10 protein-coding genes and 1 pseudogene are annotated in these 13,944 nt (G+C 41.9%); 4 read left to right on the top strand and 7 right to left on the bottom strand.

Annotated elements, in window-relative coordinates:
* The first annotated feature begins 21 nt into the window (after positions 1–21).
* Positions 22–3,276, top strand: a complete 3,255-nt coding sequence (locus SNE25_RS27290) for an efflux RND transporter permease subunit (protein WP_321562184.1) — start codon at positions 22–24, stop codon at positions 3,274–3,276.
* Positions 3,277–3,292: 16 nt separating this feature from the next.
* On the top strand, positions 3,293–4,387 hold the full coding sequence (locus SNE25_RS27285; RefSeq protein WP_321562183.1) for an efflux RND transporter periplasmic adaptor subunit: 1,095 nt from the start codon (positions 3,293–3,295) through the stop codon (positions 4,385–4,387).
* A 240-nt stretch (positions 4,388–4,627) separates the two neighbouring features.
* Here SNE25_RS27285 and SNE25_RS27280 read toward each other — a convergent pair whose 3' ends face one another.
* The 5 genes and pseudogenes from SNE25_RS27280 to pyrR all read right to left on the bottom strand — a co-directional run bounded on the left by SNE25_RS27280 (position 4,628) and on the right by pyrR (position 8,154).
* A complete protein-coding gene (locus SNE25_RS27280) occupies positions 4,628–6,064 on the bottom strand; it encodes a serine hydrolase domain-containing protein (protein WP_321562182.1) in 1,437 nt (478 codons plus the stop codon).
* An 86-nt stretch (positions 6,065–6,150) separates the two neighbouring features.
* Complete coding sequence (locus SNE25_RS27275) at positions 6,151–7,077, bottom strand: aspartate carbamoyltransferase catalytic subunit (RefSeq protein ID WP_090467170.1); 927 nt, start codon at positions 7,075–7,077, stop codon at positions 6,151–6,153.
* A 98-nt stretch (positions 7,078–7,175) separates the two neighbouring features.
* Positions 7,176–7,373: pseudogene (locus SNE25_RS27270) on the bottom strand (four helix bundle protein); the annotation flags it as partial.
* A gap of 29 nt (positions 7,374–7,402) precedes the next feature.
* Positions 7,403–7,546 (bottom strand): hypothetical protein, encoded by a 144-nt coding sequence (locus tag SNE25_RS27265; RefSeq protein ID WP_321562181.1) that lies wholly within the window; start codon positions 7,544–7,546, stop codon positions 7,403–7,405.
* A gap of 59 nt (positions 7,547–7,605) precedes the next feature.
* Positions 7,606–8,154, bottom strand: coding sequence for a bifunctional pyr operon transcriptional regulator/uracil phosphoribosyltransferase PyrR (gene pyrR / locus SNE25_RS27260; RefSeq protein ID WP_321562180.1), 549 nt, complete (start codon positions 8,152–8,154; stop codon positions 7,606–7,608).
* 148 nt (positions 8,155–8,302) lie between these two features.
* On the opposite strand from pyrR, the gene SNE25_RS27255 reads away from it, so the two are divergent.
* Positions 8,303–8,869, top strand: coding sequence for a TetR/AcrR family transcriptional regulator (locus SNE25_RS27255; RefSeq protein WP_321562179.1), 567 nt, complete (start codon positions 8,303–8,305; stop codon positions 8,867–8,869).
* Between the two features lie 172 nt (positions 8,870–9,041).
* Here SNE25_RS27255 and rpsA read toward each other — a convergent pair whose 3' ends face one another.
* Positions 9,042–11,018, bottom strand: a complete 1,977-nt coding sequence (rpsA, locus tag SNE25_RS27250; RefSeq protein ID WP_321566256.1) for a 30S ribosomal protein S1 — start codon at positions 11,016–11,018, stop codon at positions 9,042–9,044.
* A gap of 211 nt (positions 11,019–11,229) precedes the next feature.
* On the bottom strand, positions 11,230–11,901 hold the full coding sequence (locus SNE25_RS27245) for a hypothetical protein (protein WP_321562178.1): 672 nt from the start codon (positions 11,899–11,901) through the stop codon (positions 11,230–11,232).
* A gap of 671 nt (positions 11,902–12,572) precedes the next feature.
* Between SNE25_RS27245 and tyrS the strand changes: the two genes are divergently transcribed.
* Positions 12,573–13,856, top strand: coding sequence for a tyrosine--tRNA ligase (tyrS, locus tag SNE25_RS27240; RefSeq protein ID WP_321562177.1), 1,284 nt, complete (start codon positions 12,573–12,575; stop codon positions 13,854–13,856).
* The last annotated feature ends 88 nt before the right edge of the window (positions 13,857–13,944 follow it).

Below are 13,944 nucleotides of genomic sequence, written 5' to 3'. Positions count from 1 at the left end.
TAACAGCTTTACACATTTATAATGGGAATGATAAAAGGGGCGCTTCAGAAACCAATTACCATATTGGTTATAGTAGCCGGACTGTTTTTTTTCGGGATCAATGCGGTACGTACCATCAAGATAGATATCTTTCCTGATCTTAACTTACCGGTTATCTATGTATCCCATCCATACGGTGGTTTTACCCCAAACCAGATGGAAGCTTACTTCGGTAAGCAATACGTTAACTTACTGTTATTTGTTTCGGGTGTTAAGAGCATCGAAACAAAGAATATTCAAGGGTTAACTTTAATAAAAGTTACCTTTTATGAAGGTACTAATATGGCGCAGGCCGCGGCCGAGGTCACGAGTTATACCAACCGTGCCCAGGCAGCCTTTCCTCCGGGTTCGCAGCCTCCGTTTATTCTGCGTTTTGATGCTTCAACATTACCTGTTGGTCAGCTGGTATTAAGCAGTCCTAAGCGTTCAAATAACGAATTGCTTGATTATGCGTTGGTATATGTACGATCTGCTTTTACCTCTATTCCGGGCTTGGTTGCTCCGGCCCCATTTGGAGGTAACCAACGTACAGTGGTAATTAAAGTTGATCCGGGATTGCTGCGTTCGCATAATTTAACCCCCGATCAAATTGTTGCAGCTTTACGAGACAATAACCAAACAACACCGGCAGGAAACGTTAGGGTAGGTGATTATAATTACCTGGCACCAACCAATACCACCATTAAAAAGATCTCTGATTTTGGTGATATTCCGCTGTATAAAAATGGCATTCAAACGGTGTTTTTGCACGATGTTGCTACTGTTGAAGACGGTGCAGACATTACTAACGGTTACGCATTAATAAATGGTAAACGTTCGGTTTATCTACCTATTACCAAATCGGCTACTGCATCAACATGGGATGTGGTTCAAAATTTGAAAAAAGCTATCCCCAGGTTTCAGGCTTTATTACCTGATGATGTAAAGCTGTCGTTCGTGTTTGACCAGTCGGTATACGTAATTAACGCGGTTAAGAGTTTGGCCGAAGAGGGCGCTATTGGCGCTGTACTTACCGGTCTTATGGTACTACTGTTTCTGGGCGATAAACGTGGGGCGTTGATTGTGATATTGACTATACCCACGTGTATTATATCAGCTATATTCTTCCTGTCGCTGTTTCATCAAACCATCAATATCATGACGCTGAGCGGTCTTTCACTGGCCATTGGTATCCTGGTGGATGAATCGACGGTAACTATTGAGAATATTCATCAGCATTTTGACATGGGTAAACCCAAGGCGCTGGCCATTTGGGATGCCTGTAAGGAAATAGCCTTCCCTAAACTGCTTATCCTGTTTTGTATCCTGGCGGTGTTTGCTCCGGCATTTACCATGACCGGCATACCAGGGGCGCTGTTTTTGCCGCTGGCATTAGCGATAGGTTTCTCTATGATCATATCCTATTTTCTGGCTCAAACCTTTGTGCCTATCATGGCCAACTGGATCATGATTAATAAACATGAAGATCATAGCCACCCGGATGGTTTTGCGCTGGAGGATGAAGGTGAACCCTGGGAGCAGAAAGAAAAAGCCATGAAAATGGCCCTGGAACATAAAGGTAACGAAATAACCCGGTTTGACAGGTTCAGAGATGGTTTTATGCGCCTGATGGACCGTATGCTGCCTAATAAAAAAATTCTGGTAACTGCTTACGTAGTAGTTGCTTTTGGTTTGGCATTTTTACTATTTAACATTATAGGGCGGGATGTATTACCTAAGGTTAACTCAGGTACTTTCCAGGTTAGGTTGAGAGCTCCTGACGGTACCCGCATGGAGCGTACCGAGGTAATTGCAATCAAGGCCCAGCACGTATTGGGTGAGCTTGTAGGTAAAAACCATATTGCCATAACTTCAACAATGGTTGGTTCGCATCCCGCATCCTTTTCAACCAATCCCATTTATTTGTTCATGGCTGGTCCCCAGGAAGCTGTTATGCAGGTTAGTTTAACTGAGGATTATAAAGTAAAAAATCTTGATGATCTGAAAGAACGTTTCAGAAATGCCATACATAAACAATTACCTGGTATAAAAATGTCTTTTGAGCCTATTGAACTTACCGATAAAATTTTGAGCCAGGGTTCACCAACCCCTATTGAAATTGCTTTGTCGGGTAAAAACAAAAAGCAGAATGAAGAATATGCCTTTAAAGTACTGGATAAGTTAAAAAATATAGATTATTTGCGTGACGCGCAGATTGGCCAATCATTTAATTACCCGTCTATTGATATTAATATCGACAGACAGCGGGCAGCACAGCTTGGTGTGGGTGTAGGCGACATTTCACGGTCATTAATTGCCTCTACATCATCATCAAGATATACCGAAAAAAATGTTTGGCTTGATGAAAAAGTAGGTCTAAGCTACCAGGTACAGGTTCAGATACCTGAGTTTCAAATGGCGAGTTTAAACGATATAAAGGAAATTCCGGTATTAAATAATCAATCAAGGCCAACATTGAGTGATGTAGCCGATGTTAAAACCGGTTTAACTAATGGTGAAAATGACGATATAGGCGCCATTCCAACGCTTTCGGTTACCGCTAACCTGAACAATAAGGATCTGGGTACTGCTACCAATGATGTTCAGGAAGCTATAAACTCGTTAGGTAAATTACCGCATGGACTAACTATTGAACTGCGGGGTATGAGCCAGACGCTTACCTCAACGCTGGATAGCTTGCAATCGGGTTTATTGGTAGCTATCCTGGTAATATTTTTAATGCTGGCGGCTAACTTCCAGTCATTCAAAATGTCATTGGTAGTATTATCAACTGTACCGGCGGTGTTGTTCGGTTCGTTGTTCCTGGTTAAAATAACAGGCGCCACGCTTAACCTGCAGTCGTATATGGGTATGATCATGTCTGTAGGTGTATCCATATCAAACGCTGTGCTGCTGATAACCAATGCCGAAGAATTACGCAGGCATAACGGCGATGCCTTAAAATCTGCCCGCGAAGCAGTAGCTTTGCGTTTAAGACCAATATTAATGACAAGTTTGGCCATGATAGTGGGTATGATACCTATGGCGTCGGGTCTGGGTGAAGGTGGCGACCAAACATCGCCGCTTGGTCGCGCCGTTATAGGCGGGCTACTTGCTTCTACCTTTGCCGCATTATTAATATTACCACTGGTTTTTGCCTGGGTACAAGGCAATGCCTCTACACAATCTGTTTCATTAGACCCAGAAGATAAAGAAAGTAAATTTTATGTCCCTTTGCACCACCATGAAAAAGCTTAAAAATAGATCAACCCTTATGCTTGCTGTATTAGCAGTAGCTATCAGCAGCGTACTGAGTGCCTGTCATTCAGAAGAAAAAGAAAAAGAAAGCGCTGAAGAACAACAGGAACAGGCGGTTGAAACCCCTTCGGTTGAGCTTACCCCAGTTAAAAAGGGAAAACTGAATACTGATGTTACCATCCCCGGCGAATTGATCCCTTATCAGCAGGTTGATCTGTATGCCAAGGTAAACAGCTATGTAAAAAAACTGCTGGTTGATATTGGGTCGGAAGTACATCAGGGCCAGTTACTGGTAGTTTTAGAGGCGCCTGAAATAAACTCGCAGCTGGCAGGAGCACAGTCGCGCATAAAGCAGCAGGAAGCTATTTACTATGCCAGCAAAGCCACTTATGACAGATTGGTAAACACCAGCAAAACCCCCGGTACCGTATCACAGAATGACCTGGAACAAGCTGAGGCTAAGAAAAACGCCGATCTTGCCAATGTAGACGCCGCGAAATCTGCCTATAAAGAGGTTTCTGCTAATCTTGCTTATTTGGAGATCAGGGCCCCGTTTGACGGGGTGGTCACCAGCCGTAATGTAAACCTGGGAGCCTATGTAGGGCCGGGCGGCAAAAATGCCGACCCGCTGTTTACCCTGCAGGATCAGAAAAGGCTGCGCCTGGTGGTATCTATACCAGAAAACTCAACCGGCAGCCTAAGCAACAAAAGTGAAGTTAGCTTCACCGTAAAAGCACTGCCAAATGAAAAGTTTACCGCGCAGATAAAACGCATGGCAGGCGCGCTTGACGAAAAACTAAGATCGGAACGTTTAGAAATGGACGTTTACAATAAAGATAAAAAACTGCTGCCGCACATGTTTGCCGAAGTGAACGTACCACTTGCCGGTGGCGACAGTACTTTTGTTGTTCCTAAAACCGCTGTAGTTACCTCAACTGAAAAGGTATTTGTAATTAAAGTGGTAAACCACAAAGCACAGTGGGTTGATGCCAAAAAAGGATTTTCATCGGGTGATATGATCGAAGTTTTTGGCGACCTGAAACCGGACGATAAACTGGTGAAAGTTGCAACCGACGAAATAAGGGACGGTGCTACCGTAAAAGATAAATAATGAGTTGATAGGGTTAGATTGAGTTAATTCGCTTCACTGATTATTGAGGTTCGCATCCCGCTCTGCTTGCAGAGCGGGATGCGATGTTTTAGGAGGAGTTCGATTCCTGATAAAAAACATGTCATTGCGAGCGATAGCGCGGCAATCTCACGCAGGCGAGCACACATGCACAATTCGCGATTGCTTCGTCGTTCCTCCTTGCAACGACACAGTTTTTTTAAAATCAAAGCTCAGGCCAAGCTACTGTAGTTTTTTCAATATTTCCGTCCCAATAGCATCGGTGCTTTCGGCAGCGTTTGAGAGTATTACTATGGCAAGGTTCTTTTGGGTGTTAAATGCCAAAAAGCTGCTGCTGCCGTAAGTGCCGCCATTATGAAAATAGTATTCAACACCATCAACCAGTATTATGTGCCAGGCCAAACCCATTTTGGCATCTTTGCTAAAGGTTATCTGGTGGGTTAGTTCAAAGGCCTTTCCAAGCTTGTCTGTGGCGGGTATCATGTTAGCCCTGGCGTATATCAATAAATCATTTATGGTTGAACGCAGGGCCCCGCAGGGGGCTAAAACGTCAAAATCCCAGGCAGGTGTGACATTGCCGCTTTCGTTATAAACAGTTGCAAAGTTTGCCTGCCGTGCCACGCTTAAATGCTGAGCAGTACTCTGCATCAGCAGGGGTTTGCATATTACATCGGCAAACATTTGCTCAAATGTTTTACCGCTTACCTGCGACAGGATAGTACCCAGCAAACCCACGCCTAAATTGGAATAATCGTAACGACTGCCCGGCGGGTTGTTAACCTTACATGTTTTGAGGAAAGCAAAAAGCTGTTGCTTATTATAAGTTTTGTAAGGATTGAGTTCATCGCCGGGCTTAATATCCAGGTTACCCGGTACCCTGTCGAGCCCTGATGTGTGATTGCTCAGCATTAATAAGGTAATACCACTTAGCGATTTGTTGGCGCTGACAGAATCGGGCAGGTATTTAGTTATAGGATCGGTAAGCTTTACTTTGCCCTCATTAGTATAATAAGCCAAGAGCGCGGCGGTGAATGTTTTGGTGATGGAGCCGATCTCAAAAATAGTATTCGACGTCGGCAATCGTCCGTTGTCCTTTACTGTTTCACCATAGTTATAGGTGGTTATTTTGCCATCTTTTAAAATGCCTATACTTAAGCCCACTGTATTAGCTTTCTGAATGTATGGCCTTGCTACCTGTTCCACTGCTTTATCCATTGAGGTTAAAAGCTTGTTGGTGGTGGCAGCGGTGGTGAGCTTATCGGCGGTTACCTGTCTGAATGGCTGGAACAGAAACAGATCGAACTTGTTGTTTTGATCGAGGCTCAATTGAAACTGCATGGTAACGGCCTCAAATATGAGTTTATACGTACTCACCTTATTATTTACAAAACTAATGAGCGATGCCCCCCTGATCTCATTCATAGGGAAAAGCTGCTGGTCTAAAGCAGCCTTAAAAGCCGCGGGACTTAACGTTTTTTTGAACTGTTCACCGCCGAGGGCATAAAGTGAATCGGCTTGCTTGGCATTAAAAAATCTTTGAACCCGCGCGAACACCGAATCTGTTTTTATTTGCTGACGGCTTTGGGCAAAGGTAGGAAACGAGTAAAACGTCGCTGTAATGATAAGATATAGATAGCACGACTTATTAAACTTCATCATTGTTGCTTTAATTTACAACGCCCTTAATAGTACCTATTATATGCGTGCTGCTAAAAAACATCTATTTTGAAGGTTCTGATGAGTAATTATGGGGTTTGTCCGGCCAATAAATATAACACCGCCATGCGTACGGCCACACCATTTTCTACCTGATCTAATATGATAGATTGCTTGCTGTCGGCTACATCGCTGGTGATTTCCACGCCGCGATTGATAGGACCGGGGTGCATTACAGTGATCTCTTTGTCCAGCGAATCTAAAATGGTTTTATTAAGACCGAAAAGCATCGTGTATTCCCTTAACGATGGGAAATATTTAATGTCCTGACGTTCCAGTTGTATGCGTAGCATGTTGGCCACATCGCACCAGTTAAGGGCCTTTATTAAGTTGTGTTCAACTTTTACACCCAAAGAGCCAATATATTTAGGGATTAGTGTGGTTGGGCCACAAACCATTACCTCGGCGCCTAATTGTTTAAGGCAAAGAATGTTTGAAAGGGCAACGCGCGAGTGCAGGATATCGCCTACGATAACTACCTTTTTTCCGGCCACGTCGCCATATTTTTCGCGTATGGAAAAGGCATCAAGCAAGGCTTGGGTCGGGTGCTCATGCGCGCCGTCGCCGGCATTCACTATCTGGGCTTTTACATGTTTTGACAGGAAGATACCTGCGCCGGCATAGGGGTGGCGCATGACCACCATATCTACCTTCATGGCTAAAATGTTGTTCACGGTGTCTATCAGTGTTTCGCCTTTGCTTACTGATGATGATGATGCCGCAAAGTTTACTACATCTGCCGAGAGACGTTTTTCTGCCAGCTCAAATGACAGGCGGGTACGGGTAGAGTTTTCAAAAAATATATTGGCAATGGTTACATCGCGCAGTGACGGCACTTTTTTGATAGGCCTGTTTAAAACAGATTTAAAAGTATCAGCGGTTTCAAATATCAATTCAATATCTGCCCGGTTTAAATCTTTTATACCTAATAAGTGCCTTGTGCTTAGTCCTGCCATGATGTTTTAATAATATCGAACATTGAATTTTGAATATCGAATAATGATGTAATTCTTAAAGTAAGATGTACTTTCATTATTGATACCTTCCTGTTTCGTTATTGTTGTTTTATATTGTTTTTCTTAGCTGTTTCAATACTTTTTACAAAGATGGCTATCAGTTGGTTACATTCGTTAATGGCTGATGCAGTATTATCTAAGTTGTGTATTTCTCTTCTTTTAATGATTTTTAATGAGATCATAGACTCTCTTAACTCTTTCAAAATGATCTTCATTTTATGAATGAAATCATTTCTTGATTCGGCAGACTGAGCTTCACCATAATTTAAAGCCGGTGAGCATCCTGAGCGTACAAGTGGCCAGCAATATAATTACCAAGCCGGGTATTCGATAAGGCTTCAATAATGTCAGCTATCATAACAGCAAAATCAATTAGCCTTTCCTCTAAATCGTATTTGATGTTATTCATTTATATGTTGTTTAACTTCGATATTCGATATTCAGAATTCGATGTTTGATATTAATTATTTATTCAGCTGCTTCCGATACCAACACAATTTTATCTTCTCCATCGGTATCTTTCCAGCTTACCACTACCTTTTGCGATGCTATGGAATCGACCTCTATGCCTACATAATCGGCCGATACCGGTATGTGGCGCGAATAGCGGCGGTCTACCAGTGCCAGCAACTCTATCTTTTCCGGGCGACCAAAAGCCTGCATGGCGTCCATAGCTGCACGAATGGTACGGCCGGTCCACAACACATCATCCATCATCACTACCTTTTTGCCTTCTATAATAAAATCAATTTTTGTTTGATTGGGCACCAGCTGCGATTCGCGCCTGCGAAAATCATCACGATAAAAGGTGATATCGAGGTCGCCCTGTAAAATGATTTTACCGGGCAGTATTTTACGCAGTTCTTCGGCTACCCGTTTGGCGAGGTAAATGCCCCGGGGCTGAATGCCAATGAGTACCGAATCTGAAAAATCATTATGATTTTCAATCAACTGGCGACATAAACGTTGTATGGTGATCTGAAATTTCTGTCCGTCGAGCAGTGTAAGATTTTGCATCGTATGGGTGGATTTGGGCAAAAATAGTAAATAGTTTTGAGTTTTAAGGGATGAGATTTAAAGTGTTTATGTATACCAATATGTGAAGTTGACGTACAATTATAAAATGGAACAGACTTGAATGACCTTTGTTTTTTAGTTTTGTTTTATGGAAAGGGCGCCGGGTATACGTGAAAGAGTAATTGATACTTGCAGCAGGTTGTTTTATGACCAGGGGTACTTAGCTACGCACATTAATCAGATCACTGCCGAAGCAGGCATATCCAAATCTGGCTTATATCAGCATTTTAAATCAAAGGAAGATCTGTTATCAGAATATTTAACCCATGCCGGAAAAAAATGGTTTGATGGTTTGAACGAACTGCTTGTTGACTGCCAGTCGCCTGCAGAAATACTGCTCACTTTTTTTGATTACCGCAAACAACTGGCCGAAACGGATAAGTTTAAGGGTTGCGCATTTCTACGGCTGGTTTATGAACTGCCTGCCCTTGATGAAAGAGCATATACAGTGATACGCAGGCACAAGCAATTGGTTAAAACACTTATGTTTAACCAGGTTCAATTACTGGAGCCCGCAACCTATGTAACTGCACGAAAAGAGCTAACAGAACTAATTTATACCCTGTTTGAGGGCTGCGGCGTTGAATCATCACTGCAAAGGTCAGTAAAGCCTATAGAAGAGTCAAAGGCTATTGTTAAACGATTGATTTTCTGAATTTTTTGCCATGGCATTTTTATTTTATTGTTAATGTCGCATATCACTGTTGTTTAAAACATGAATCATGTTTTTGAGAACCCTCTCCTTTGGAGACGGCCGGGTGAGGCAAAAAAAAAGCCCTTCCGAATTAACGAAAGGGCTTTGTGAGAATATGTGTTCAGTTTAAAGCTTATGCTTCTTCTTCTTCAGATTCTGATTTTTTAGCAGCTGGTGCAGCCTTGCGGGCTTTGTTTTCAGCACCTTCCATTTGCTCTTTTAACTGAGCTAATACGCTAAGATCACCTAAAGTTGATTTTTCAACTGATTCTTTCACTTTCTTCACCGCGTTGCTTGCAGATTTTGCTTCTTTTTTGCGGTTTTCGAACTCTTGTACACGAGCGTCAGCACGGGCTTCTTCCCATATACGTGAGTGTGAAATAACGATACGTTTGTTCTCTTTGTTAAATTCAATGATCTTGAATTCAGCGGTTTCTTCAGCTTTAATGCTTTTACCGTCTTCTTTAACCAGGTGTTTGGTTGGCGCAAAGCCTTCAACACCGTAAGGTAAAGCTACGATAGCACCTTTGTCTGTTACTTTGATAACGGTACCTTCATGTATTGAATCAATAGTGAAGATGGTTTCAAAAGTATCCCAAGGGTTTTCTTCAAGCTGTTTGTGACCTAAGCTTAATTTGCGGTTCTCAACATCAAGTTCTAAAACAATCACGTCTAATTTTTCACCAACTTTAGTGAATTCGTTAGGGTGATTTACTTTTTTAGACCATGAAAGATCAGAGATGTGGATTAAGCCGTCGATGCCGTCTTCCAGTTCAACAAACACACCAAAGTTAGTCATGTTTTTAACTGTAGCTACGTGCTGAGTGCCGATAGCATATTTCTCAGCAGCATTTTGCCATGGATCGGGAGTTAATTGTTTAACACCTAATGACATTTTGCGCTCTTCGCGGTCAAGTGTTAATACTTGTGCTTCGATCTCGTCACCAACTTTCAGGAATTCCTGAGGGTTGCGCAAGTTTTGTGACCATGACATCTCTGATACGTGGATCAAACCTTCAACACCAGGGATGATTTCAAGGAATGCACCGTAATCAGCAACAGTAACAATACGTCCTTTAACTTTTGAACCAACAACGATGTTCTCGTCAAGTGATTGCCAAGGATGTGGAGTTAATTGTTTTAAGCCCAGGGCAATACGTTTTTTCTCGTCATCAAAGTCAAGCACAACAACGTTGATTTTTTGATCCAATGAAAGAATTTCGCGTGGGTGCTCAATACGGCCCCAAGATATATCTGTAATGTGCAGTAAGCCGTCAACACCACCAAGGTCAATAAATACACCGAAGTCGGTAATGTTTTTAACGGTACCTTCCAGTACTTGTCCTTTTTCAAGGCGGGCAACAATTTCAGTTTTTTGGTTTTCCAAATCGTCTTCAATCAGCACTTTGTGCGATACCACTACGTTTTTAAACTCGTGGTTGATTTTAACAACTTTGAATTCCATTGTTTTACCTACATACACATCGTAATCCCTGATAGGTTTAATGTCGATCTGTGATCCAGGTAAGAAGGCTTCAACGCCCATTATATCAACAATTAAACCACCTTTAGTTCTGCTCTTCACAAAACCGGTGATGATCTCATCGTTATCCAAGGCTGAATTAATGCGCTCCCATGATTTTTGAGTTTTTGCACGTTTACGTGAAAGTACTAACTGACCGTTAGCATCTTCCTGCGATTCAACAAATACGTCAACTTTATCACCGATCTTCAGATCAGGTGTATCACGGAATTCTGATACTGAAACTAAACCGTCAGATTTAAATCCTACGTTCAGTACCACATCTTTGTTGTTAACATTAACAACTGTACCGGTGATGATTTCGCCTTTGGTGATAGAGCTGAAAGTTCCATCATACATTTTCTCGAATTTCTCACGGTCGCTATCGCTGTAATTACCAAATTTTTTGTCATCAGCATCCCAGTCAAAATCTGTACTTGGTGTTAATGCAATTTTTGATTTGATCTCTTCGATAGATATTGAATCAGCTTCTGATTCAATTGTTTCTTTTTCGCCAGATGCGGTAACTGTTCCCAGTTCAGCTTCTTTCGCTTTTAATTCTTTTTCTGCTTCTTGTTTTTTTGCCATTAAATAATTTTTCTCCTTTTCCCAATTTGTTAATTGGGACTGCAAAGGTACAGACATAATTTTATTTAAAAAAGAATTATTTAATGTTAATTGCTGATATTTAAGCCTTTTTGAGTTAAATAGGCCAGTATTTGCCCGTTTTTACATTTCCTTAAAGGAAAATTAACCTTGCAGAATGCATTCTTAATGCCTGTTGCGGCCCGGCATCGTGCTAAATATCAATTAGTTTGGATTCAATTTCCTTAAAAATCGACATGAAATTATTAAACAGGTCGTTGCGGAAACTGTCCAGTACCTCGTTCATTTGCGCTTCATGCTGGGCAGTGAAAGGGGTTTGCCATATGCGCATGCAAATGCGTTTCAGGGCATAGGCTATCTGGTGGGTTTCGGCATAGGTGTGCAGGTATTTGCTGCTTTTAAAATCTTCGTAAAACTTAAAAAAGCGGGTGTTGTCCTTCAAACCCGAGAATGATAAAAACTCTGCTATCACTGTTGATTCGCAACCTGAAAGGTGTGCGTAAAAATCATCAACCTGTATTTTGCCGGTAGTGAGCAGCAGGTTATCAATAATAAGTTCAAGTGCAATATGGCCCAGGAAAAATGGTTTTACCGGCGAACCTTCAATAGCGGGCAATAGCTTTTTTTTTAACTCATGCGAATGGGTCACAAAAAAATCGGACGAATGAAAAAAGCGGTCGACAGCGAGGTGTTTGTTCCAGCCGGCAATAATAGAGTTGATGTTTTGATTGCTATGCTGCAGTTTTTCGGGGTGCAGGATGATGTTCTTATCGGCATTTTTCAAAAGATCGGGCAACACTGTACCTAATATATGGTAACAGTTGTTGCTGTGTCGATCAAAATAATAATGCGATAAAAAATTCATAGGCGCTGTTGTGCAAAATACCCTGTTTTGATCAATGTACAAAAAATAAGTAATTATTTGAAATTCACTTTACCTTTAGTTAATCAGTTATCACCTTTAACAGACAGTCATTTGCGAACAAAGGATAGGTTGTCATTTCAGATGAACGGGGGCTTATGCGCCCAGCAAATTCTGTGTAGAATGATTAAAAGGAGGCACCTACGGAGCCGGTATGCTTATTTGCATTTGGCTATAAAAATGTTACTCCTCCGGAGTTAACATTTTTAAACCCCATAGAGGTCACATATCGTTAAAAGAGGCATCTGCGAAGCTGGCATGCTTATTTACATTTGGTTATAAACATGCCACTTCCCCGGAGCTTGTATTTTAAAATACTGTTAGGAGTACCATATAATTAAAGGAGACACCTAACTGAGCGATATGCTTATTTACGTTTGACCACAAACATGTTACTCCTCCGGAGTCTGTATTTTTAAACCCCGTAGGGGTACCATGTTTATAGCAATTGGGTCAAATAAAAATTGGGGCTCCGTAGGTGCCTCCTGATAGCGCTTACAATAAAACTTTTGTCGGGAAAAGATAACTCTCAATCCTTACAGTGGATCAATCAATTTTAAAATATCTCAGCCAATTATTCTCTTATATTTGCAGCCTTTGAAATTGCACATAATATGAACTTTGTTGAAGAATTACGCTGGCGGGGTATGCTGCATACCGAAATGCCTGGTACTGAAGAAATGCTGAATAAGGGCATGGCTTCGGGATATATAGGTTTTGATCCTACTGCCGATTCACTGCACGTAGGCCACTTAACCCAGATCATGACGCTGATCCATTTTCAGCGTGCCGGTCATAAACCTTATGCTTTAGTTGGCGGGGCCACCGGTATGGTAGGCGACCCTTCCGGAAAATCGCAAGAACGTAATTTGCTTTCAGAGGATGTTTTGCAGCATAACCTGGAGGCGGTTCAAAAACAACTGGCCAAATTCCTGGATTTTAACAGCGGCACCAACAGCGCCGAAATGGTGAATAATTACGATTGGTTTAAGAATTTTACCTTTCTTGATTTTATCCGCGATGTAGGTAAGCATATTACGGTTAACTACATGATGGCTAAAGATTCGGTGAAAAAACGCCTCGAAGGTGATACCGGTATGTCATTCACAGAGTTTACTTATCAACTGGTGCAGGGCTATGATTTCTATTATTTGTGGAAACATCATAACTGCACCCTGCAAATGGGTGGCAGCGATCAGTGGGGCAACATAGTTACCGGGTCTGAGCTTATCCGCCGTAAAGAGGGAGGCGAAGCTTTCGCGCTTACTACCCAGCTTATTAAAAAGGCCGACGGTACTAAATTTGGTAAAACCGAAAGCGGTGCGGTTTGGCTCGATGCTGAACGTACCTCACCATATCAATTCTACCAGTTTTGGCTAAATACTACCGATGTTGACGCACGCTCATACATCCGCATATTTACTTTGTTTGACCGAGAGGTTATTGAGGCTGTTGAAGCCGAGCATGATGCGGCTCCGCATACCCGTGCTTTGCAAAAAGCATTGGCAAAAGATATTACCATACGCGTACACGGCGAAGCCGAATATGAAAAAGCCATTAAATCATCAGAGTTTTTATTCGGAAATGTGGGTATTGAGTTTTTAAATGAACTGAACGAAGCCGAAGTGCTGGGCCTATTTGATGGCGTACCTAATTTTACCATATCCTTAACCGAACTGGAGGAGGGTATTAATGTTACCGATCTGCTGGCGACAAAAACGGCGGTATTCCCCTCAAAAGGCGAAGCCAAAAAAATGATACAGGGCGGCGGCGCGGCTATCAATAAAGTAAAAATACCAACTGCCGATGACGTATATAACGCTGATTCGCTAATAGGCGGGAAATTCCTGGTGGTGCAAAAAGGGAAAAAGAATTATTTTTTGATCGTTGCCGAATAACATTTAATCAGACTTACGAAGTTTTTAAAACTTCGTAAGTCTCTCAAGATATTAAGTTTTAGCAAAAGCGATGGTTTAGACTATCGCT

Source organism: Mucilaginibacter sabulilitoris, from assembly GCF_034262375.1.
GTDB lineage: Bacteria > Bacteroidota > Bacteroidia > Sphingobacteriales > Sphingobacteriaceae > Mucilaginibacter > Mucilaginibacter sabulilitoris.
This window is presented reverse-complemented; position numbering and strand designations above follow the sequence as displayed.

What these genes read in the sequence shown, in the direction of transcription:
- SNE25_RS27290 (WP_321562184.1), top strand. Translation starts at nt 22, where the DNA reads ATGGGAATGATAAAAGGGGCGCTTCAGAAACCAATTACCATATTGGTT.
- SNE25_RS27285 (WP_321562183.1), top strand. Translation starts at nt 3,293, where the DNA reads ATGCTTGCTGTATTAGCAGTAGCTATCAGCAGCGTACTGAGTGCCTGT.
- SNE25_RS27280 (WP_321562182.1), bottom strand. Translation starts at nt 6,064, where the DNA reads ATGATGAAGTTTAATAAGTCGTGCTATCTATATCTTATCATTACAGCG.
- SNE25_RS27275 (WP_090467170.1), bottom strand. Translation starts at nt 7,077, where the DNA reads ATGGCAGGACTAAGCACAAGGCACTTATTAGGTATAAAAGATTTAAAC.
- SNE25_RS27265 (WP_321562181.1), bottom strand. Translation starts at nt 7,546, where the DNA reads ATGAATAACATCAAATACGATTTAGAGGAAAGGCTAATTGATTTTGCT.
- pyrR (WP_321562180.1), bottom strand. Translation starts at nt 8,154, where the DNA reads ATGCAAAATCTTACACTGCTCGACGGACAGAAATTTCAGATCACCATA.
- SNE25_RS27255 (WP_321562179.1), top strand. Translation starts at nt 8,303, where the DNA reads ATGGAAAGGGCGCCGGGTATACGTGAAAGAGTAATTGATACTTGCAGC.
- rpsA (WP_321566256.1), bottom strand. Translation starts at nt 11,018, where the DNA reads ATGGCAAAAAAACAAGAAGCAGAAAAAGAATTAAAAGCGAAAGAAGCT.
- SNE25_RS27245 (WP_321562178.1), bottom strand. Translation starts at nt 11,901, where the DNA reads ATGAATTTTTTATCGCATTATTATTTTGATCGACACAGCAACAACTGT.
- tyrS (WP_321562177.1), top strand. Translation starts at nt 12,573, where the DNA reads ATGAACTTTGTTGAAGAATTACGCTGGCGGGGTATGCTGCATACCGAA.